Below are 19,817 nucleotides of genomic sequence, written 5' to 3'. Positions count from 1 at the left end.
GCGCGTAGCGTCTGACCGCGTGTTCGTCCTGCTCTCCACCAGCGACACCGACCTCCTCTCCGCCCGCGCCAGCGGCGCCGACTGGCGGCTGGGCAACCCCGTCCGCCTCGGCGACGACGGCATCGCGGCCCTGACCGACGGCGCGCAGCTGGTCGTCGTCCGGATCCTCGGCGTGCGGCGGCAGTACGAGGAGATGCTCGCGCCCCTGCTCGCCGGGCCCGCGCCGGTCGTCGTCCTCGGCGGCGAGCAGGTGCCCGACGCCGAGCTGATGGAGCTGTCCACCGTCCCGATGGGCGTGGCCACCGAGGCGCACGGCTACCTCGCGCAGGGCGGTCCGGACAACCTCGTCCAGCTGCACCGCTTCCTCTCCGACACCGTGCTGCTCACCGGCGAGGGCTTCGAGCCGCCGTCGGTGGCGCCGGAGTGGGGCGTCATGGAGCGGGCCGCGCGCACCGTTGAGGGGCCGCGGATCGCGGTCCTCTACTACCGGGCGCACCACCTGGCCGGGAACACCGCCTTCGTCGAGTCGCTGTGCCGCGCGGTCGAGGACGCCGGCGGGCAGGCGCTGCCGGTGTTCGTGAGCTCGCTGCGCTCGGTGTCCGACGACCTGCTCGACGTCCTGCGCACCGCCGACGCCCTCGTCGTCACCGTGCTCGCCGCCGGGGGCTCGCGGCCGGCCACCGCGTCGGCGGGCGGGGACGACGGCGCCTGGGACGTCGGCCAGCTCGCCGCCCTCGACGTGCCGGTCGTCCAGGGGCTGTGCCTCACCCGCCCGCGCGCGGACTGGCTGGCCGACGACGACGGCCTCTCCCCGCTCGACGTCGGCAACCAGGTGGCGATCCCGGAGTTCGACGGTCGGCTGATCAGCGTGCCGTTCTCCTTCAAGGAGACCGACGACGACGGCCTGACGCAGTACGTCGCCGACCCCGAGCGGGCCGCGCGGGTGGCCGGGACCGCGGTGGCCCACGCCCGGCTGCGGTCCACCCCGCCCGCCGAGCGCCGCGTCGTGGTGATGCTCAGCGCCTACCCGACCAAGCACGCGCGGATCGGCAACGCCGTCGGCCTGGACACCCCGGCGTCGGTGGTGCGGCTGCTGGCCGCGATGCAGGGGCAGGGCTACGACATCGGCCCGTTCGACGGCCCCGACGCGCTGCCCGGCGTGGCCGACCTCGACGGCGACGCGCTGGTCCACGCGCTCATCGCCGCCGGCGGCCAGGACGCCGACTGGCTGACCGAGGAGCAGCTGTCGGGCAACCCGGTGCGCATCCCGGCCGCGGAGTACCGGCGCTTCTTCGACACCCTGCCCGACGACCTGCGCTCGGCGATGGTCGAGCACTGGGGCGAGGCGCCCGGCTCGCTGTTCGTGGACGGCGGCGACATCGTGTTCGCGGCCCTGCGCGCGGGCAACGTCGTCGTGATGGTGCAGCCGCCCCGCGGCTTCGGCGAGAACCCGATCGCGATCTACCACGACCCCGACCTGCCGCCCTCGCACCACTACCTGGCCGCCTACTGGTGGCTGCGGTCTGCGCAGTCGACGGGAGGGTTCGGCGCGCACGCGCTGGTGCACGTGGGCAAGCACGGCAACCTCGAGTGGCTGCCGGGCAAGACGGTCGGCCTGTCGGCCTCCTGCGGCCCGGACGCCGCGATCGGCGACCTGCCGCTGGTCTACCCCTTCCTGGTCAACGACCCGGGTGAGGGCTCGCAGGCCAAGCGCCGGGCGCACGCGACGCTCGTCGACCACATGGTCCCGCCGATGGCGCGCGCGGACTCCTACGGCGACATCGCCCGCCTGGAGCAGTTGCTCGACGAGCACGCCAACGTGGCCGCGATGGACCCGGCGAAGCTGCCGGCGGTGCGGGCGCAGATCTGGACGCTGCTGCAGGCGGCGAAGCTCGACCACGACCTGGGGCTGGCCGAGCGGCCGGAGGACGACCACTTCGACGAGATGATCCTGCACGTCGACGGCTGGCTCTGCGAGATCAAGGACTCGCAGATCCGCGACGGCCTGCACGTGCTCGGGACGCCGCCGTCGGGCTCCGACCGGGTCGACCTCGTGCTGGCGATGCTGCGCGCGCGGCAGATCTGGGGTGGCTCGGTGGCGCTCCCGGGGCTGCGCGAGGCGCTCGGGCTGACCGAGGACGGCACCGCGGGGTTGAAGGCCACCGACGCCGTCGAGGCGCAGGCTCTCGCGCTGGTCTCGGGCATGGAGGACGCCGGCTGGACCATCGGCGCGGTCGGCCCGGTCGTGCGCGAGGTGCTCGGCCGCGAGGACGCCCAGGTCGCCGAGGTGCTGCGCTTCGCCGTCGACGAGGTGGTGCCGCGGCTGGAGCGCACCACCGACGAGCTCGACGCCACGCTGCACGCCCTCGACGGCGGCTACGTGCCGGCCGGGCCGTCGGGCTCGCCGCTGCGCGGGCTGGTCAACGTGCTGCCGACCGGGCGCAACTTCTACTCGGTCGACCCGCGAGCGGTCCCGTCGCGGCTGGCGTGGGAGACCGGGCAGGCGATGGCCGACTCGCTGCTCGAGCGGTACCTGGCCGACACGGGGGAGTACCCGCCGTCGGTCGGCCTGTCGGTGTGGGGCACCTCGGCCATGCGGACCTCCGGTGACGACGTCGCCGAGGTGCTCGCCCTGCTCGGCGTCCGCCCGGTGTGGGACGACGCCTCGCGGCGGGTGACGTCGCTCGAGGCGGTGCCGCTCGAGGAGCTCGGCCGGCCGCGGATCGACGTCACGGTGCGCATCTCCGGCTTCTTCCGGGACGCCTTCCCGCACGTGGTGACCATGCTCGACGACGCCGTGACGCTGGTGGCGGGACTGGACGAGCCGGCGTCGCAGAACTTCGTGCGGGCCCACGTGGACGCCGACGTCGCCGGGCACGGCGACCGCCGTCGGGCGACCACCCGGGTGTTCGGCTCCAAGCCCGGCGCCTACGGGGCGGGGCTGCTGTCGCTGATCGACTCGCGGAACTGGCGCGGCGACGCCGACCTCGCCGAGGTGTACGCCGTCTGGGGCGGCTACGCCTACGGCCGCGACCTCGACGGCGTGCAGGCGCGGCCGGACATGGAGGCGGCCTACAAGCGGATCGCGGTGGCGGCGAAGAACGTCGACACCCGCGAGCACGACATCGCCGACTCCGACGACTACTTCCAGTACCACGGCGGGATGGTGGCGACCGTCCGCGCACTGACCGGGTCCGCGCCGCGCGCCTACATCGGCGACTCGACCCGGCCCGAGCAGGTGCGCACCCGGTCGCTCACCGAGGAGACCTCGCGCGTCTTCCGGGCGCGGGTGGTCAACCCGAAGTGGCTCTCGGCGATGCGCCGGCACGGCTACAAGGGCGCCTTCGAGCTGGCCGCGACCGTCGACTACCTGTTCGGCTACGACGCCACGACCGGCGTGGTCGCCGACTGGATGTACGAGAAGCTCACCCAGACCTACGTGCTGGACCCCGAGAACCGGGAGTTCATGGAGAGGTCGAACCCGTGGGCGCTGCACGGCATCGCCGAGCGGCTGCTCGAGGCCGTGGACCGCGGGATGTGGGCCGAGCCGGACGCCGGCCTGCTGGCCGAGCTGCGGCAGGCCTACCTCGACACCGAGGGCGACCTCGAGGGCGGCGAGACCCCGGCGCAGTCGGGCGCGCCCGCGTGATCACCTCGGTGTCCTGCGTGACGGCGCGCCGTCCGACCGCGTCCCCGGCGCGTGGTTCCGGCCGGATGGGTACCCCACCAGCATGGGCATCCTGAACCGACTCCTCGGAACTGCTGAGACCACGGCTCGTCGGGGCGCCGCCGGAGGCCGCGCCACCGCCGGGCGTGCCACGACCGGACGCGGCACGGGCCGCGGGGTGAGCGGACGCGGGACGGCTGCCGGCCGCAGCGCCGGCATGGGCCGGACCCGCATGTCGGCCGGCACCCCGACCAAGCGCATGGGCCGCGGTGCGCCGACGACCGCCGCCTCCGGCGGGCTGGGCCGGCTGCTCGGCTCGCTGACCAAGCGCCGCTGACGACCGCGGCGGGCCTCCGCCGCTAATCGATCCCGGCGCAGGCGGCGGCGACCAGCAGCACGACGGTCGTCGCCGCCTCGCCCATCGCCCCCATCACGTCCCCGGTGACCCCGCCGAGGCGCGCTGATGCGCGGGCACGCACGGCCTCTGCCGCGAGCAGCCCCGCCGCCGCGGCCCCGGCCAGGACCGCGGCTGCCGCCGGGCCCCCATGCGCCCATCCCGCCGCCGCGGCACCGGCCAGCGCGAGGACGACCCAGCCGGCCAGCCACGGCCGCGACACGGTGCCGGCCACTGCCCGCCCCAGCGACGAGCCCTCCGCGATCGGCGTCCCGGGCAGCCCCGTGCGGGCCATCGCCAGCCGGGCCACCACGACCGCCGTCCACAGCGCGAGCCAGCCGCCGTCGGAGGTCAGCAGTGCGGCGCCCGCCGCCGCCTGCAGCAGCAGGGTGAGGACGAGCGTCACCACCCCGAACGGCCCGACGTCGCCCTGGTGCATCACCTGCAGTGCCCGCTCCCGGCCGCGCAGCGGGCCCAGGCCGTCGGCGGTGTCGGCGAGCCCGTCGAGGTGCAGCGCGCGGGTGAGCGCCGCGAGGACGGCCAGGGCCGCGACCGCGCCGGTCAGCGGGGACACCAGATGCGCGCCGAGGACGCCGGTGCCGGCCGCCACCCCGCCCAGCGCCAGCCCGACCAGCGGCGCCCACGGCAGCACGCCGCGGGTCGACGTCGTCCCGGCCGCAGGGACGCGGACCACGGTGAGCAGCGCGACCGACTCCAGCGGGCCGGCCCACCACGTGCGCCGGCCGCTCACCGCAGCCGCTGGGGCAGCCCGGCCACGACGAACCAGACCTCGTCGGCGGTCCCGGCCAGCCGCTGGTTGACCTCGCCGAGGGTGTCGCGGAACAGCCGGCCCGACCGCGACTCCGGCACCACGCCCAGCCCCACCTCGTCGCTGACCGCGACCACGTGCGCCGGGGTCATCGCCCAGGCGTTGACCAGCGCGTCGACCCGTCCGGCCAGCCGGTCGGCGGAGCCGGGCTCGTCGGTCCAGACGCCGGTCTCGTCCATGAGCGCGGCGACCCAGGTGGTCACGCTGTCGACGAGCACGGTCCCGCCGCGCAGCAGGTCGCTGGGCGCCGTCGTCTCGAGCGTCGTCCACGCGGCCGGCCGGCGGGCGCGGTGCGCGGCGACCCGGCGCGACCACTCGGCGTCCTCCGGCGCGGCCGCCGAGGTGGCCAGGTAGACGACGTCGGACCGGCCGGCGACCAGCGACTCGGCGTGCGCGGACTTGCCCGACCGCGAGCCGCCCAGCACCAGCACCCTGCTCACCGGGCGACCGCCGCCCCGAGCTCCAACCGGGTGACCGTGCCGTTGTGCGGCGTGACCGCCGGCATCTCCGCGGGACCGAGACCGGCCGCCACCGCCTGCGCGGCGCGGATGGTGTCGCCGTGGGTGACCAGCGCGACGACGTCGGCCGGCGGGTCCTCCCGCAGCCGCGCCAGGAACGCCCCGACCCGGGCGTGCAGGCCGGCCAGGCTCTCGCCGCCCTCGGCCGCCCAGTGCGGATCGGTCCAGTCGACGACGTCCCACAGCTCGCGCGAGGGCCGGCCCTCCAGCACCCCGTAGCCCTGCTCCCGCAGCGCCGGCGTCGTGGTGAACGGCAGCCCGGTGGCCGCGGCGCAGTGCTCGGCGGTCTGCACCGCCCGCAGCAGGTCCGACGCCAGCATCGCGCCCGGCCGCAGCGGGACCAGTTCGCGGGCCGCGGCGGCGGCCTGCTCGTGCCCCAGCGCGGTGAGCGGGACGTGCGCCGTCTGGCCCTGCATGAGCCCGGCGGCGTTCCACTCGCTCTGGCCGTGGCGGACGAGGAGGAGGGTGAGCGGGCGGGCCATGGTGGTCGCCGAGCGTAGGACAGGCGACGGCGGACGCCCGAGCCGGTGCTCGTACCGTCGCAGCCGTGAGCATCCCCGTCCGTCCCGGTGCCGCCCGCCCCGCCGCCGCGTCCGCGGGCCCCGACCCGCTGGCGCCGCTGCTCGACCTGCCCGGCGTCCGCGACGCCGCCGAGGCCGCCCGCTCCGGCATCGACCGGCTGCTCGCGCACCGGCTCATGCGCAACCGGTCGGCCGAGGTCAGCAGCGAGTCGGCGCTGCGGGGCGCCCGCGCCTCGGCCGCCCTCGACGGCGTCGACGTCCCGCTGGCCGACCTGCGGGCCGGCTCGGTGGACGACCCGGTGGTGCAGGGGTCGCTGCGGGTCTCGGTCGGGCTGGGCTCGATGGTCGACACCTGGGCGAAGGCGCCCGGGCAGGTGCTGGCCCGCCTGCACGTGCTCGCCGCCGCCGACGTCGCCGACCGGGCCGACCTCGGCCGCCCCGGACCGCACGCCGGGCCGCGGCTCAACGGCCTGTTCCAGGTGGTGACCGGCACCTCCACCGTGCCCGCCGTGCTCGTGGCCGGCCTGGTGCACGGGGAGCTCGCGGCGCTGGCGCCCTTCGGCACCGCCGACGGCGTCGTCGCCCGGGCCGCCGGCCGGCTGACCACGATCGGCCGCGGGCTGGACCCCAAGGCCGTCTCGGTGCCCGAGGTCGGCTTCGCCGAGCTCGGCGTCGACGCCTACCGGGAGCGGCTGGCCGGCTACGCAGCGGGCGGACCCGAGGGCGTCGCGGCGTGGCTGGTGCACTGCTGCCGCGCCACCGAGCTCGGCGCCCGGGAGGGCCTGGCGATCGCCGAGGCGATCCTGCGCGGCTGACCGGCCCGCCCTGCGCCCGGCAGGGGCGCGGGGGAGAGTGGGGCGATGCGCTACCTCGACGTCGACGGGATCGGCCGGGTCAGCCGGATCGGGCTGGGCACCTGGCAGTTCGGCTCCCGGGAGTGGGGCTACGGCGAGGGCTACGCCGAGGGCGCCGCCCGCGACATCGTCCGCCGTGCCCGGGACCTCGGCGTCACGCTGTTCGACACCGCGGAGGTCTACGGCTTCGGCCGCAGCGAGCGGATCCTCGGTGAGGCGCTCGGCGAGGATCGCGCCGAGGTCGTCGTCGCCACGAAGGTCTTCCCGGTGGCGCCGTTCCCGCCGGTGGTCCGCTCCCGGCTGGAGGGCAGCGCCCGGCGGCTCGGGCTGCGGAGGGTCCCGCTCTACCAGGTGCACCAGCCCAACCCGGTCGTCCCCGACAGCGTGATCATGCCGGGGCTGCGGCAGCTCCTCGACGAGGACCGCATCGGCGCCGCCGGCGTCTCGAACTACTCGCTGGCCCGCTGGCGCGCGGCCGACGCGGCGCTGGGCCGCCCGGTGCTGAGCAACCAGGTGCAGTTCTCCCTGGCCCGGCCCGGGGCGCTCGAGGACCTGGTGCCCTTCGCCGAGCGCGAGGGGCGGATCGTCATCGCCTACAGCCCGCTGGCGCAGGGTCTGCTCGGCGGGCGCTACGACGTCGGCAACCGGCCCGGCGGGGTGCGCGCGGCGAACCCGCTGTTCGGCACGGAGAACCTGCGTCGGGTCCAGCCACTGCTCGACGTCCTGCGCGAGGTCGCCGACGCCCACGGCGTCCGGCCGGGCGCGATCGCGCTGGCCTGGCTGGTCTCGCTGCCACAGGTGGTGGTGATCCCGGGTGCCTCGAGCGTGGAGCAGATGGAGGCCAACGCCGCGGCCGGCGACATCGACCTGCGTCCCGACGAGCAGGCGGCGCTGACGTCGGCGGCGCGGGCGTTCACGCCGGTGTCGGCCGTGCGCACCCTGGTCGACGGCGTGCGGGAACGGATAGACGGCGTGCGGGAGCGGCTGGGGGTCTGAGCGCCGGGGGGCCGGCCGGGGAGGGAGCCGGGGGCTCAGGCGCCCCGGTGCCGCCACCGGCCGCCGGCCGGGGCCGCCACCGGGACCGCCGTGGACGCCGCGGTGGCCACCGCGCGCAGCGCCCGCCGCCGGGCGTACCAGGCCAGGCCGGCCACCGCCGCGCCCACGCCCATCGCGGCGCCGGTCACCACGGGGGCCGGGGGCACGGCGAAGCGCGAGCGCATCGACACCGGCCGGGTGAACTCCAGCACCGGCCAGCCGCGCTCGGCGGCCGCCCGGCGCAGCGCCCGGTCGGGGTTGACCGCCGTCGGGTGCCCGACCGCCGAGAGCATCGGCAGGTCGGTGACCGAGTCGCTGTAGGCCCAGCAGTCGGCCAGGTCGTAGCCGCTCTCGGCGGCCACCTGCCGCATGGCCTCGGCCTTGTTCTCGCCGTAGGCGTAGAACTCGATCTCGCCGGTGTAGTGGCCCTCGGCGGTCACCATCCGCGTGGCCACCACCCGGTCGGCACCGAGCATCTCGCCGATCGGCTCGACCATCTCCGCACCGCTGCTGGAGACGATGACGATCTCCCGGCCCGCGGCCCGGTGGAACTCGATGAGGTCGGCGGCCTCCGCGTAGACCAGCGGGTCGACGACCTCGTGCAGCGTCTCGCGGACGATCTCGTGCACCGTCGCGACGTCCCAGCCCGTCGCCATGTCCGTGATCTGCGCCCGCATCCGCTCCATCTGCGTGGCGTCGGCGCCGGCCAGGGAGAAGACGAACTGCGCGTAGGCACCCTTGAGCACGGCGCGGCGGTTGATCAGCCCGCCCGCGAAGAAGGGGCGGCCGAAGGCCAGGGTGCTGGACTTGGCGATGACCGTCTTGTCCAGGTCGAAGAACGCCGCGGCGCGGGTCACAGTTCACGACTGTAAGGGCACCCGAGGGGGGTGACGGGCTCCCGCGCGCCGTCCACACCCGTCCGGGTCATCCACAGGTCGCCGCCTGGCGGGCCGGGCGGCGCCGCGGTGGGCTGGGCTCGCCGCGTGCACCCGCGTCCCGTTTCCCCACCCTTCCGCCCGCTGGTCGTCAGCGCCGACGAGGACCTGCTCGACGACGTCCTGCGCGTCCTCGCCGCCGCCGGCACGGAGGCCGAGGTCGCCACCGGCGGTCCGGCGCTGCGCCGCGCGCACCGCGAGGCGGGGCTGGTGCTGCTCGGCGCCGACGTCCTCGCCTCGCCGGCCGTCCGCGCGCTGCCCCGCCGCTCGGGCGTGGTCGTCGTCGCGGCGGGGGCGCTGCCGGCACCGGCGTGGGCGGCCGCGGTCGAGCTCGGGGCCGAGCGGGTCGCCGTCCTGCCCGACGACGAGGCCTGGTTGGCCGCCCGGGCCGGTGAGGCGGTGCGCTCGCCGGTGGAGCGCGGCTGGCTGGCGGTGGTCGGGGGCGCGTGCGGCGGAGCGGGTGCGAGCACGCTCGCCACCGCGCTCGCCGTCGCCACCGCGGCGCGCGGCGACGGCGTCCTGCTGGTCGACGGCGATCCGTGGGGCGGCGGGCTGGACCTGCTGCTCGGCGCCGAGGACGCCGACGGCCTGCGCTGGCCCGCGCTGTCCGGGGTGCGCGGCAGGCTGGCCGGTGACGCGCTGCTGGCCGCCCTCCCCGAGGCCGCCGGCGGCGTGCACGTCCTCGCCGCCGCGCGCGACGACCCCGCGCCGGTGCCCGCCGAGGCGCTGGCCGCCGTCGTCGAGGCCGCGCGCGGGTGCGGGCTGCCGGTGGTCGTCGACCTGCCGCGGGGGACCGGCACCGATCCCGCCGCCGAGGCCGTCCTCGCCGAGGCCGACCTCGCGGTGCTCGTCGTGCCGGCCCGGCTGCGGGCCGCCTCGGCCGCGCGGTCGCTGGTGGCCGGCGGTCCGTGGTCGGCGGCCCGGGTCGTCGTCCGCTCCGTGCCGGGCGGGCTGTCGGCCGCGGAGGTCGCCGCCGTGACCGGCTCCCCGGTCCTCGCCGAGCTGGTGCACGACCGCGGCGCGCCGTCCCGCGGCGAGCGCGGTGAGCCGCCCTCGGTGGCGCCACGCAGCCCGCTGGGCACACTCACCCGCCTGCTGCTCGTGGAGCTCGCCCGGCCGGAGCGCGCGGCGTGAGCGGCCTGCCGCTGGTCGAGCGGGTGCGCGCCCGGCTGGCGCTGGAGCCCGGACCGCCGAGCCGGGCGGCGGTCGCGGCGCTCGTGCGGGAGGAGGCGGGCCTGCTCGGCGAGACCGACGTCCTCGACGCGGTGCGCGACGCGGTGTCCGAGCTGGCCGGCGCCGGGCCGCTGGAGCCGCTGCTGCGGGCGCCCGGTGTCACCGACGTGCTGGTCAACGGCCCCGGCGAGGTGTGGGTGGACCGGGGGAGCGGCCTGGAGCCGGCGGACGTGCGCTTCCCCGACGAGGACGCCGTCCGCCGCCTGGCGGTGCGGCTGGCCGCCAGCGCCGGCCGCCGGCTCGACGACGCCGCGCCGTGGGTCGACGCCGGCCTGCCCGACGGCACCCGGCTGCACGCGGTGCTGCCACCGGTGTCGGGGAGGGGCACCTGCCTGTCGCTGCGGGTGCTGCGCCGGTGCTCGCTGGACCTGGCCGGCCTCGCCGCGCGCGGCACGCTGCCGGGGGCGTCGGAGGCGCTGCTGCGGGCGGTCGTGCGTCGGCGGCTGGCCTTCCTGGTCACCGGCGGCACCGGATCGGGCAAGACGACGCTGCTCTCGGCCCTGCTGGGGGAGGTGCCGCCGGGCGAGCGGGTGGTGCTCTGCGAGGACGCCCCGGAGCTGACCCCGGCGCACCCGCACGTCGTCCGGCTGCTCACCCGGCCGCCGAACGTGGAGGGCGCCGGGCAGGTCACCCTGCGCGACCTGGTGCGCCAGGCGCTGCGGATGCGGCCGGACCGGCTGGTCGTCGGCGAGGTGCGCGGCGCCGAGGTCACCGACCTGCTGGCCGCGCTCAACACGGGGCACGACGGCGGCTGCGGCACCCTGCACGCCAACCGGCCGGGGGGGGTGCCGGCCCGGCTGGAGGCGCTGGGTGTGGCGGCGGGCCTGGACCGGCGGGCGGTGCACAGCCAGGCCGCGGCCGCGCTCGCCGTCGTCGTCCACCTCCGGCGCACCCCGGGCGGCCGGCAGGTGGCCGAGATCGGGGTGGTGCGACGCGACGGCGACCTGGTCGCCGTCGATGCCGGCTGGCGGGCCGACGGTGGTCCGTGCCCGGGCGCGGAACGGCTGGCCGGCCTGCTCGAGGGGAGTGCGGCGTGACCGGGGCGCTGCTGGCCGGCGCCCTCGCGCTGCTGGCCTGGCCGGGCGGGGCGGCGCGGCGGCGCGAGCGGCTGCGGCGGCTCGTGGGCCGGTCGCGGGGGACGGCGGTGCGGTCCGTGGCCGGCGCCCCGGCCGCCTGGCCGCTGCTCGCCGGCGCCGCGGGGCTGGCCGCCGGAGCGCTGGCCGGCCCGCCGCTGGTGGCCGTCCTCGCGGCCGCGGTGAGCGTCGGAGCGGCCCGGACCGTGCTCCGGCAGAGCGACCGCCGCCGGGACGAGCAGGTCCTCGACGTCCTCGCCGACGCCCTGGCCGCGCTGGCCGCCGAGCTGCGCAGCGGCCGACCGCTCGCGGCGGCCACCGCGTCGGCCGTCGCGGTCGTCCCCGACGCCGACGCGGCCCGGGGGCTCGCCCGCGCGCTCCGCGCACCGGACGCACTCCCGGCGGGAGGCTCCTCGGAGCTGGAGCGGGCGCTCGAGCGGCTCGCGGCGGCCGTGCGGCTCAGCAACCGCACCGGGTGCTCTCTCGCAGCCGTCGCCGGTGCGGTCGAGGACGACCTGCGCGCCCGGAGACGTCAGCGGGAGGAACTGGGCTCGGTGACCGCCGGCCCGCGGGCGAGCGCCGCACTGCTGGCGGGCCTGCCCCTGCTGGCGCTCGCGATGGGCGGAGGCATCGGCGCCCGTCCGTGGACCGTGCTCACCACCACTCCCGTCGGCCAGGTCCTGCTCGTCGCCGGGGTCGCCCTGGAGGCGACCGGTCTGGCCTGGTCGGCGTGGCTGGTGCGCCGGGCGCTGCGGTGACCGAGGCCGCCGCGTTGCTGGCCGTCGCCGGTGCGCTGGTCGCCTGGCCGTCCCCGGTCGCGGCCCGCAGCGCCCGGCTGCGGGCGGTGGGCGTGCCGCCGGCGGTGCGGAGGACCGGGACGTCCGGGCCGGGCCGGCGCCTCGTGCTGCCGGTGCTCGCCGGCCTGGCCGTGGCGCTGCTGCTCGGCGGCGGGACCGGGGTGGCGCTCGGTGCGGTGATGGGGGTGCTCGCCGACCGGTGGCTGCGGCGGGTCCCCGGTGACGGCTCCGCCGCTTCGCTCCCGGCCGAGGAGCTGCCCGTCGCCTGCGACCTGCTGGGGGTCTGTCTGGCCGCCGGGCTCACGGTGGGCGGAGCGCTGGGCGCCGTCGCCTCCGCCCTGCCCGGGCCGCTGGGGGACGCGCTGGCCGCCGTCGCCGGCCGGCTGCGGCTGGGCGCGGCCCCCCGCACGGCCTGGCACGACGCTCCGCCGGAGCTCGCCGGGCTGGGCCGGGTCCTGGTGCGGGCGGGGGAGTCCGGAGCCGCCGCGGCACCGGCGCTGCGGGTCCTCGCCGCGGAGGCACGCGCGGCCGCCCGCAGCCGCGCCGAGGCGGGCGTGCGGCGAGCGGGAGTGTGGGTGCTGGCGCCGCTGGGGCTGTGCTTCCTGCCGGCCTTCGTGTGCCTGGGGATCGCGCCGATGGTCATCGGTATCGCCGGGCAGGTGTTCCGGTGACGCGGTCTTGCAGTGGTGCGGGTCCTGGTGAGGCGCCGCCCGGCGCGAGGTCAGCGGCCGCGGGCCGGCATCGACGCGGTGTGCGCCGGCACCAGCGACCACGAGGCCGGGACCGAGGCGGGCACCGGCCGGGGAGCGGGGGCGAGGTCGAGCACCATGCGGGTGGGCTGGAAGGCCTCGGCGTAGCCGATGCGCGCCTGCGCTCCCCAGTGCCGCGCGGAGGCGACCACGGCGTCGGGCTCGACCATCGCCGAGCGCTCCACCTGCGAGGCGTGCGCGGCCAGGGCGTCGAGCTTGCCGGCCAGGAAGGCGGTGACGTCGACGAAGACGCTCGGTGTGAAGGTCAGTGTCGAGGGGCTCTGGTAGTGCAGGACCCGCGGCAGGCGCCGGGCCGCGCCGAGGGTGGCGGCGGCGATGGCGCGGTGGTCCTGGTGGCTGTCGTCAGGGGCGTGCACGTAGACGAGGTCGGCGGCGGTGTCCTGCAGCACCTGCTCGATGCGGCGGACGGTCGCCGAGTCGGCCACGACCTCGCAGTCGCGCAGGCCGCCCCACACCAGTCGCGCGCCGATCAGCTCGGCCGCCCGCTGCTGCTCGGCGCGCCGGCCGGCCACCTGGCGGTCGTCGCCGGGGCCGTTCTCGCCGCCGGTCATGACCAGCACGGTCACCGTGTCGCCGGCGGCGACGTGCGCCATCAGCGTCGCGCCGCAGCCGAGCTCGACGTCGTCGGGGTGCGCCCCGATGGCCAGGACGCTGCGTCCCGCGGTCCTCGTCGTCGCGCCGTCCATGGCCGCCGTCCTCTCCCCGTCAGGGGCGGCCTCCCGCCCGACACCTGTCCATCGGCGCCGCGTGCGGCGCCCTCCAGTGCGGCGACCGGACCTCCCTCTGTGGGGGGAGGTCCGGTCGTGTACGACCTTTCAGCCCTCGGTCGGGACCGGGGCCCCGCGGTCGCGGCGCCGCCGCGAGACGTACACCGAGGTGCCACCGACCGCGCCGGCGGCGGCCAGGGCGATGACGACGCCCATGCCGTTGCCGTCGGCCGGCAGCTCGGTCGAGGACGGGCACCGGGTGCTGCTGTCGCGCCGGGCGATGCCGTAGACGCCGTAGACCTGCCACTGGACGGTCGTGATCGACGCCGGCACCGAGACGGAGAAGACGCCCTGGCGGGTCCCCGGCGAGAAGTGGGTGACCTGCTTGCCGTCGAACTGGTCGGGCGTCATGTCGTTGAGGCTGCCGCGGTTGACCGTGAGCGTGGACGACGTCGTGTTGGTGTAGCCGAACACCGCCGTCCACGACCCGCCCTGGACGGGGGTCACGCAGGTGACCACCGGCCGGATCCAGCCGTAGTGGGCGCTGGCCGCGCCGGGCGTCAGCAGCACCACGGACAGCACGATCCCGGCGATCACCGCCAGCCGCGCCCCGAGCGGCGCCCTGCGCCGCCGCGTCCTGCCTGCCATGTGCAACCCCTTCCGGACCGGGGCGCACTCCGCCCCACCGAAGGGGCATCGGACGGCGGGACGGGCCGGTGCAGGTGGCCGCCGCCGGGATCACCCGCAGGAGGGAACGCGCCTGCTCAGCCGGCCGCGGGGACGGCGGCGCGCACGAGGCCCCGTGCCAGTGCGGCGGCCTCCGGGAACGAGGCGGTCACCGCCCACGGCGCGGGGACGTCCGGCACGGTCGCGTACTCGCCCTGCCGGACGCGGATCGCCCGGGCGCCCACCGCGGCCGCGACGGCGACGTCCTTGCCCGGGCGGTCGCCGATGACCAGCACGCGGTCGGCGGGCACGCCGAGCCGCGCGGCCAGCTCGACCAGTCCCGCGGGCGCGGGCTTGCGCGCCGCCCGCCCACCGAGCGTGTCGGTGACCAGGACCTCCCCGAGCAGTGGAGCGAGGCCGGTCGCGGCGAGCTTCGCCTGCTGGATGACCGGGTTGCCGTCGGTCAGGCAGCCCACGGGGACCGCGGCGGCCAGCGTCGCGAGGGCCTCGCGCACGCCCGGGTAGGGCTCGAGCCGGTCGGGTGCGCAGGCGGTGAAGGCGGCGACCAGCGGGGGGACGTGGCGGGGGAGGTCGGCGGCCGGCACGCCGGTGGCCAGCAGCGCGCGGTCGATGGTGCCGCCGGTGTCGGACCCGGCCGCGAGCTCCGCGACCAGCGCCGCGTGCACCGCGGGACCGTCCAGGCCGGCCGACGCGGCGGCGGTCCCGACGTCGGCCGCCGCCGCGGCGAGGTAGGCGGCCTGCGGGTAGAGGGTGTCGTCGAGGTCGACGACCACGGCCAGGGGCGGGAGGCCGTCCCAGGGAGGGGCGGCGCTCACCACGGGAGCCGGCCGTCGGTGAAGTCCGGCTCGTCGAGGGCCAGCAGGGCGTCGGTCGCCTCGTCGGCGAGGACGGCGGCCACCTGCGGCCCGGTCGTGCCGTCGCCGTAGGGGCAGGGCAGCCCGGCGGCGCGGGCCTGGCCCTCGGCTCCGGTGTGCGCCGCGGCGGCGGCCAGGACGGCATCGGCCGCGCAGTCGTCGGCCAGGCCCGCCAGGGTCGTGGTCCCGGCCTCGACGCCCTCCCACCGCGGCGTCGACCCACGCAGCACGACCACGGGGACCCCGAGGTAGGCGGCCTCCTCCTGGATGCCGCCGGAGTCGGTGACCGCGAGGCGCGCGGAGGCGAGCGCGGCCAGCAGGGCGTCGTAGTCCACCGGGCCGCTGCGCGTGATCGCCGGGTGCTCGAGCTCGGCGTCGAGACCGGCGGCGGCGAGCCGGGCGGCGGTGCGCGGGTGCACCGGGAAGGTCACCGGCCCGACCTGGTCGGCCAGCGCGCGCACCACGCCCACCAGCCGCTCGAGCCGCACCGGGTCGTCGACGTTGGTGGGGCGGTGGGCGGTCACCAGGACGCCGCGCCGCTGCGCCACCGGCACCGGCCGGATGCCGCGGGCCACGAGCGTGTCCACCACCGGGTTGCCGACGACGAACACCCGCTCGGCAGGGACGCCCTCGGCGGCGAGGAACGCCGCGGCCCGCCGGGTCGGGGCGAGGTGCAACGCGGCCACGGCCGCGGCCACCCGCCGGTTGACCTCCTCGACGCTGCGCGGGTTGAGGCTGCGCAGCCCGGCCTCCAGGTGGGCGAAGGGCACGCCGGCGCCCCGCGCGGCCAGGGCGTAGGCGGGCACGGTGTTGGTGTCACCGAGGGCCAGCACGACGTCCGGGCGGGAGCGGGCCACCGCGCCGGCGGCGTCGGCGTGCAGCGCGCCGTGCCGTGCGGCGGGGTCCCCGGCCGGGAGCGCGAAGCGCCACGTCGGCGCCAGGCCGAGGGTCTCCTGCAGCCGCGTGGAGAGGGCGGGGTCGGTGTGCTGCCCGGTGTCGACGACGTCGACCCGGTGCCCGGCGGCGGTCAGCGCCGCCACGACGGGGGCGAGCTTGACCACCTCCGGCCGGGTGCCGAAGGGGACGAGGACGTGCCGGCTGCGGCTCATGCGGACACCGCCCGTGCGACGGAGGGGTCGGCCACCGGTGCGCCGTCCGGCCCGGTGTAGGTCTCGGCGAAGTAGCGGCTCATCCGCACGCCGGGCGTGAACCACAGGTGCGGCAGCGCGGCCTGCGGCTCCCGGATGCCCCGGAGGTAGGCGCTGACGACGTCGGCGCCGGCGGCCAGCGTCAGCGGCAGCCCGCCCGAGAAGCGCGGGTTGATCTCCACGACGGTCGCCCGGCCGTCGTCGGCCACGAAGCCCTGCACGTTCGCCGGGCCGGTCAGCCGCACCGCCTCGAGGGCCGCCGCGACCACGTCGGTGACGGCGGGGGAGTCGAAGGTGGTGCCCTTGACCGAGATCCCCGCCTTCGTGTCGTCGCGCCAGCGCGGCACCACGGTGAGCAGGCCGCCGTCGCGGCCGACCAGGGCGTCGGCGGTGAACTCGCGCCCCGGAAGCCGGGTCTGCGCGATCAGCGCGGCGTCCTCGTTGAGGGCCTCGGCGACCGCGGACCGGCTGTCGAGCAGGCGCACCCCGCGGCTCCCGCGGCCGGCCCGCGGCTTGACCACCCAGGGCCCAGGGACGGCGGCCAGCCCCGCGGCCGTCCCGGTGGTGGCCGGGTGGGGGACCCCGGCGTCGCGCAGCGTCCGGGCGAAGGCGGCCTTGTCGCAGCACAGCTCCACGCTGTTCACCGACGGCAGCCAGGTGGCGACGCCGGCCGCGGCCAGCGGCGACGCCCCGGCGGCCAGGGCGGGGAGCTCCTCGGCCACCGTGCCGATCAGCGCGTCGACGCCGTGCGCCGTCGCCAGGGAGACCAGGGCGTCGACGAAGCGCACGTGGTCCGCGCGCGGGACGACCGCGCCGACCGTGGCCAGGGCGCAGCCGGCGGCCGACCAGTCGGCGTCGACGCCGACCACGCGGTGCCCGAGGGCGACCAGGCGGCGGACGACCGCGACGCCGGCCGGGCCGCCCGCGCCGGTGACGAGCACGGCCGCGCGACCGGCGCCGGTGTCCTCGGACGGGGGAGTGGGCGCGGGGTGCAGGGTCGAGGTCACCGGGGCGTCTCCGAGTCGTGCGGGCGGGCGAACGTGGCGGGGTGCGGGGCGGCCGTGCTCGGCGACGGCGCTGCGGGCGGGGGCTCAGCGGACCGGGGCACGGCCGGCGGGACCGCGATCCGGGCGACCGGGACCGTCGGCTGCGGCGCGGTCCCCGTCCGGGCGGCCTCGTCCCGGTCGACGGCGGGCCGGGCGAGCAGCCAGCCCCGGGCCCACAGGCGCAGCGCGGAGACGCGGGCGTCGGTGACCGGCTCCCACTGCCGGGCGGCGACGCACTCGGCGAGGCAGTCCAGCACGGCCGGATCGGTCTCGTAGGTGGCCACGGCCACCAGCGAGGCGCTGTGCGCCCCCAGTCCGTCGGCGGCCAGCTCGCGGATGCGGTCGGCCCGGCGGTCCGGGGGGAGGTGGCCGAGCCGGTAGTCCACGCGGGCGGCCTCGCGGCGGGCGGCCAGCCAGCCCGAGAGCCGGCGCGGGAGCACGTGGCGGTGCAGCAGCCCGGTCACGGTGGTGCGCCGCCGGCGGCCCTGTGCCTCGTCGCCCTCGGGCGCGCGGTAGCCCAGGCCGGGACGGGCCCAGCTGTCGGGCCGGCGGGCGGTGTGCCGGCCCGCGACGTCCTGCTCGGCCCGCTCGAGCGCCGGCAGCGTGACCCAGACCATGAGCAGGAAGCCCCCCAGGGTGGCGACCAGGTTCCACACCGTGCCGACCCAGTCGTGGAAGAGGACGAGGGCGCCCTCGCCCCACTGCAGGCCCGCCCAGGCCGAGAGCAGCAGCCGGCCGTGGTTGAGGACCAGCAGGGCGCCGACGGCCACGACCAGGCCACCGACGGCGTGCAGCTTGCGGCTGCGCAGGACGACGGCGGTCAGTGCGGTGAGCCCGAGCACCGACAGCACCGAGGAGCACGACGCCGTCACGACCGCGTCGATGATCCCGCCGCCGTCGGGGAAGATCAGGACGTGCTGCGGGAGCACGCCCGACGCCTGTCCCGGCGCGATCCAGCCGAGCACCCGGGCGACCCCGGCCGCCTCCAGCACCTGCAGCGGGCCGGACAGGTAGCGGAAGCCCAGGACGCAGATCGCCGCGGCGACCGCGAGGTCGAGCAGGACCGGCAGCAGCCGCCGCGTGGACCCGCGCCAGGGCCGGCGGCGGGCCGGGGGCAGCGCGAGGCCGGCGGCGCTCACCGCTCCTCCCCGGGCGGGACGGCGAAGGAGCGCGGCCGGCTGCCGGACGGAGCGGACACCGGGACGGCGGGCACCGGGGCGGGCGCGGCCGGCCGCACGGTCGAGGTGGCGCCCGACCGCGTCGTCTTCACCCAGCTGTAGGGACGCCCGAGCATCCCGTCGACGTAGGCGCGGGAGGTGATCCAGATCGACAGGGCGAACGCGGGCAGGAAGCCGAGCAGCCGCCAGGCCGAGCGGCGCTCCACCCGGCCGACCAGCAGGCCGACGCACAGCTCGGCCAGCGGGCCGATGAACAGCAGCATCGACAGCGGGAGCAGCCCGACGATCGGCAGGTCCCCGACGCCGAAGGCGCGCAGGACGGTGAGCAGCAGCCCGAGCCCGGACAGCATCGGCACGTGGTAGACGGCGAGGAACAGGGACGTCTCGACCTTCTCCACCGGGGAGAGGTACGGCGTGCGCATGAGCGGCCACCAGTAGTCGCGCAGGCACTTCTGGTGCCCGCGGGCCCAGCGGTAGCGCTGCTTCCAGAAGCGCTGGGCGCTGACCACCGCCTCCTCGAAGTCGATCGCGGAGACGTCGTAGCGCACCCGCTGCCCGGCCATGAGCACGCGCAGGGTGAGGTCGGTGTCCTCGGTGACGGTCTCGGGGTTCCAGCCGCCGAGCGCCCGCAGGGTGCTCATGCGGACCGCGCAGTTGGCGCCGCCGTAGGCGGGCAGCTCGAACAGCGCCTGCCGGCCGTACTCGTTGACCAGGTAGCCGGAGAGGTAGTCGACGAAGACCGTCCCGGCCATGGCCGAGTCCTTGCCGTTGCGGATGACGCACCGGCCCATGACCGCGCCGACCACCGGGTCGCGGAAGTGCCGCACCAGCCGGCGCAGCGACGACGGCTCGGGCTCGTGGTCGGCGTCGAAGACCAGCACGATCTCGGCGTCCACCAGCGCGAGGGCCTCGTTGAGCGCGCCGGACTTGCCCCCGCCGGCACCCGGCGGGCGGTGCAGCACGCGCAGCCGCGGCTCCTGCGCCGCCCAGGCGTCGAGCTTCGGGCCGGTCGAGTCGTCGGAGCCGTCGTCGACGACGACGAGGGTGAGCCGGTCGGCCGGGTAGTCCAGCGCCAGCAGCGCGGAGACCATCCCGTCGACGACGAGCTCCTCGTTCTTGCAGCCGACCAGCACCGCGACCGGCGGCGTGTAGGTGTCCAGGCCGACGTCGGCGGCGAGCAGGTCGCGCTCGGCCCAGCGGGCTGCGGCGACGGCGAAGGCGAGGTGCCGGCAGAAGTAGATGCCGAACACCACGTTGAGGGCGCCGGCGACGACGCCCAGCGTCCGGTCGAAGCCGAAGAGAACGGCGGCCGCGGCGAAGGCGACGGCGTAACCGGCGAGCACGAGCGGCCGGCCCTCGGGGCGGTCGGGATGTGCCACGGGTCCTCCTCCCGCCGCCTGGGTGGTGCGGCCGCGCCACCTCATGGCTGATACGGCACCTGAGGGGCCCAGCTGAAGCGGAAGGGCCGACAGCCGGCGTCGCGCCGTCCACAGGGCGCCCGTCGTCCACAGCCGGTCCGCGGACGCCGGTCCGCCGGCCCGCGGCGGCGAGGGTCGGGGTGCGCCCCGCGT

The 19,817-nt window shown here is 77.6% G+C and carries 18 protein-coding genes; 7 read left to right on the top strand and 11 right to left on the bottom strand.

The genetic code is table 11. The features are described from left to right. Positions 1-19: 19 nt before the first annotated feature. Positions 20-3,649 (top strand): cobaltochelatase subunit CobN, encoded by a 3,630-nt coding sequence (gene cobN, locus FN207_RS08795; RefSeq protein ID WP_142458060.1) that lies wholly within the window; start codon positions 20-22, stop codon positions 3,647-3,649. A 377-nt stretch (positions 3,650-4,026) separates the two neighbouring features. On the opposite strand, the gene FN207_RS08785 is transcribed toward cobN, so the two are convergent. The 3 genes from FN207_RS08785 to FN207_RS08775 are packed head-to-tail and all read right to left on the bottom strand — an operon-like array spanning position 4,027 to position 5,890. Further along, positions 4,027-4,812 carry an adenosylcobinamide-GDP ribazoletransferase gene (locus FN207_RS08785; protein ID WP_142458056.1) on the bottom strand — a complete coding sequence of 262 codons (786 nt, stop codon included), beginning with the start codon at positions 4,810-4,812 and terminating at the stop codon, positions 4,027-4,029. Further along, positions 4,809-5,330: a bifunctional adenosylcobinamide kinase/adenosylcobinamide-phosphate guanylyltransferase gene (gene cobU / locus FN207_RS08780; RefSeq protein ID WP_142458054.1), complete on the bottom strand. Its 522-nt coding sequence runs from the start codon at positions 5,328-5,330 to the stop codon at positions 4,809-4,811. The genes FN207_RS08785 and cobU overlap by 4 nt, the downstream gene beginning before the upstream one ends. Further along, positions 5,327-5,890, bottom strand: coding sequence for a histidine phosphatase family protein (locus FN207_RS08775; protein WP_142458052.1), 564 nt, complete (start codon positions 5,888-5,890; stop codon positions 5,327-5,329). Before FN207_RS08775 ends, cobU begins: the two co-directional genes overlap by 4 nt. 65 nt (positions 5,891-5,955) lie before the next feature. On the opposite strand from FN207_RS08775, the gene FN207_RS08770 reads away from it, so the two are divergent. Together FN207_RS08770 and FN207_RS08765 are read left to right on the top strand one after the other, a co-directional pair. Beyond that, on the top strand, positions 5,956-6,744 hold the full coding sequence (locus FN207_RS08770; RefSeq protein WP_142458050.1) for a Fic family protein: 789 nt from the start codon (positions 5,956-5,958) through the stop codon (positions 6,742-6,744). A gap of 45 nt (positions 6,745-6,789) precedes the next feature. After that, positions 6,790-7,779 carry an aldo/keto reductase gene (locus tag FN207_RS08765; RefSeq protein ID WP_142458049.1) on the top strand — a complete coding sequence of 330 codons (990 nt, stop codon included), beginning with the start codon at positions 6,790-6,792 and terminating at the stop codon, positions 7,777-7,779. Positions 7,780-7,814: 35 nt separating this feature from the next. Here the strand turns inward: FN207_RS08765 and FN207_RS08760 are convergent, their stop codons facing one another. Further along, positions 7,815-8,675 carry an HAD family hydrolase gene (locus tag FN207_RS08760; RefSeq protein ID WP_142458047.1) on the bottom strand — a complete coding sequence of 287 codons (861 nt, stop codon included), beginning with the start codon at positions 8,673-8,675 and terminating at the stop codon, positions 7,815-7,817. A 126-nt stretch (positions 8,676-8,801) separates the two neighbouring features. Between FN207_RS08760 and ssd the strand changes: the two genes are divergently transcribed. The 4 genes from ssd to FN207_RS26645 are packed head-to-tail and all read left to right on the top strand — an operon-like array spanning position 8,802 to position 12,527. Next, on the top strand, positions 8,802-9,887 hold the full coding sequence (ssd, locus tag FN207_RS08755; RefSeq protein WP_142458045.1) for a septum site-determining protein Ssd: 1,086 nt from the start codon (positions 8,802-8,804) through the stop codon (positions 9,885-9,887). Next, on the top strand, positions 9,884-11,023 hold the full coding sequence (locus tag FN207_RS08750; protein ID WP_142458043.1) for a TadA family conjugal transfer-associated ATPase: 1,140 nt from the start codon (positions 9,884-9,886) through the stop codon (positions 11,021-11,023). Before ssd ends, FN207_RS08750 begins: the two co-directional genes overlap by 4 nt. Continuing rightward, positions 11,020-11,817: a type II secretion system F family protein gene (locus FN207_RS26650; protein ID WP_221888100.1), complete on the top strand. Its 798-nt coding sequence runs from the start codon at positions 11,020-11,022 to the stop codon at positions 11,815-11,817. The genes FN207_RS08750 and FN207_RS26650 overlap by 4 nt, the downstream gene beginning before the upstream one ends. After that, entirely contained in the window at positions 11,790-12,527 is a 738-nt protein-coding gene (locus FN207_RS26645; RefSeq protein ID WP_246065897.1) for a type II secretion system F family protein, read from the top strand. The genes FN207_RS26650 and FN207_RS26645 overlap by 28 nt, the downstream gene beginning before the upstream one ends. 50 nt (positions 12,528-12,577) lie before the next feature. Here FN207_RS26645 and FN207_RS08740 read toward each other — a convergent pair whose 3' ends face one another. From FN207_RS08740 to FN207_RS08710, 7 genes are all read right to left on the bottom strand, one after another. Then, positions 12,578-13,312: a PIG-L deacetylase family protein gene (locus tag FN207_RS08740; RefSeq protein WP_142458041.1), complete on the bottom strand. Its 735-nt coding sequence runs from the start codon at positions 13,310-13,312 to the stop codon at positions 12,578-12,580. Positions 13,313-13,441: 129 nt separating this feature from the next. After that, positions 13,442-13,981 (bottom strand): hypothetical protein, encoded by a 540-nt coding sequence (locus FN207_RS08735; RefSeq protein WP_142458039.1) that lies wholly within the window; start codon positions 13,979-13,981, stop codon positions 13,442-13,444. A gap of 116 nt (positions 13,982-14,097) precedes the next feature. Continuing rightward, positions 14,098-14,835: an HAD family hydrolase gene (locus FN207_RS08730; RefSeq protein WP_142458037.1), complete on the bottom strand. Its 738-nt coding sequence runs from the start codon at positions 14,833-14,835 to the stop codon at positions 14,098-14,100. Further along, on the bottom strand, positions 14,832-15,983 hold the full coding sequence (gene wecB / locus FN207_RS08725; RefSeq protein WP_142458035.1) for a non-hydrolyzing UDP-N-acetylglucosamine 2-epimerase: 1,152 nt from the start codon (positions 15,981-15,983) through the stop codon (positions 14,832-14,834). Before wecB ends, FN207_RS08730 begins: the two co-directional genes overlap by 4 nt. Continuing rightward, positions 15,980-17,029 (bottom strand): ATP-grasp domain-containing protein, encoded by a 1,050-nt coding sequence (locus FN207_RS08720; protein ID WP_142458033.1) that lies wholly within the window; start codon positions 17,027-17,029, stop codon positions 15,980-15,982. The genes wecB and FN207_RS08720 overlap by 4 nt, the downstream gene beginning before the upstream one ends. Continuing rightward, positions 17,026-18,207 carry an exosortase/archaeosortase family protein gene (locus tag FN207_RS08715; RefSeq protein ID WP_142458031.1) on the bottom strand — a complete coding sequence of 394 codons (1,182 nt, stop codon included), beginning with the start codon at positions 18,205-18,207 and terminating at the stop codon, positions 17,026-17,028. The genes FN207_RS08720 and FN207_RS08715 overlap by 4 nt, the downstream gene beginning before the upstream one ends. Then, positions 18,204-19,625 carry a glycosyltransferase family 2 protein gene (locus tag FN207_RS08710; RefSeq protein ID WP_246065896.1) on the bottom strand — a complete coding sequence of 474 codons (1,422 nt, stop codon included), beginning with the start codon at positions 19,623-19,625 and terminating at the stop codon, positions 18,204-18,206. Before FN207_RS08710 ends, FN207_RS08715 begins: the two co-directional genes overlap by 4 nt. Positions 19,626-19,817: the final 192 nt, after the last annotated feature.

It is taken from the genome of Geodermatophilus aquaeductus, from assembly GCF_900182545.1.
In the GTDB taxonomy this organism is placed as follows: domain Bacteria; phylum Actinomycetota; class Actinomycetes; order Mycobacteriales; family Geodermatophilaceae; genus Geodermatophilus; species Geodermatophilus aquaeductus.
The sequence above is the reverse complement of the archived record's forward strand: the minus strand, read 5'-3'. Positions and strand labels throughout refer to the sequence as shown.

Coding starts and splice junctions, on each gene's coding strand:
- FN207_RS08740 (WP_142458041.1), bottom strand. CDS start 13,312: ATGGACGGCGCGACGACGAGGACCGCGGGACGCAGCGTCCTGGCCATC.
- wecB (WP_142458035.1), bottom strand. CDS start 15,983: ATGAGCCGCAGCCGGCACGTCCTCGTCCCCTTCGGCACCCGGCCGGAG.
- FN207_RS08765 (WP_142458049.1), top strand. CDS start 6,790: ATGCGCTACCTCGACGTCGACGGGATCGGCCGGGTCAGCCGGATCGGG.
- FN207_RS08735 (WP_142458039.1), bottom strand. CDS start 13,981: ATGGCAGGCAGGACGCGGCGGCGCAGGGCGCCGCTCGGGGCGCGGCTG.
- FN207_RS08775 (WP_142458052.1), bottom strand. CDS start 5,890: ATGGCCCGCCCGCTCACCCTCCTCCTCGTCCGCCACGGCCAGAGCGAG.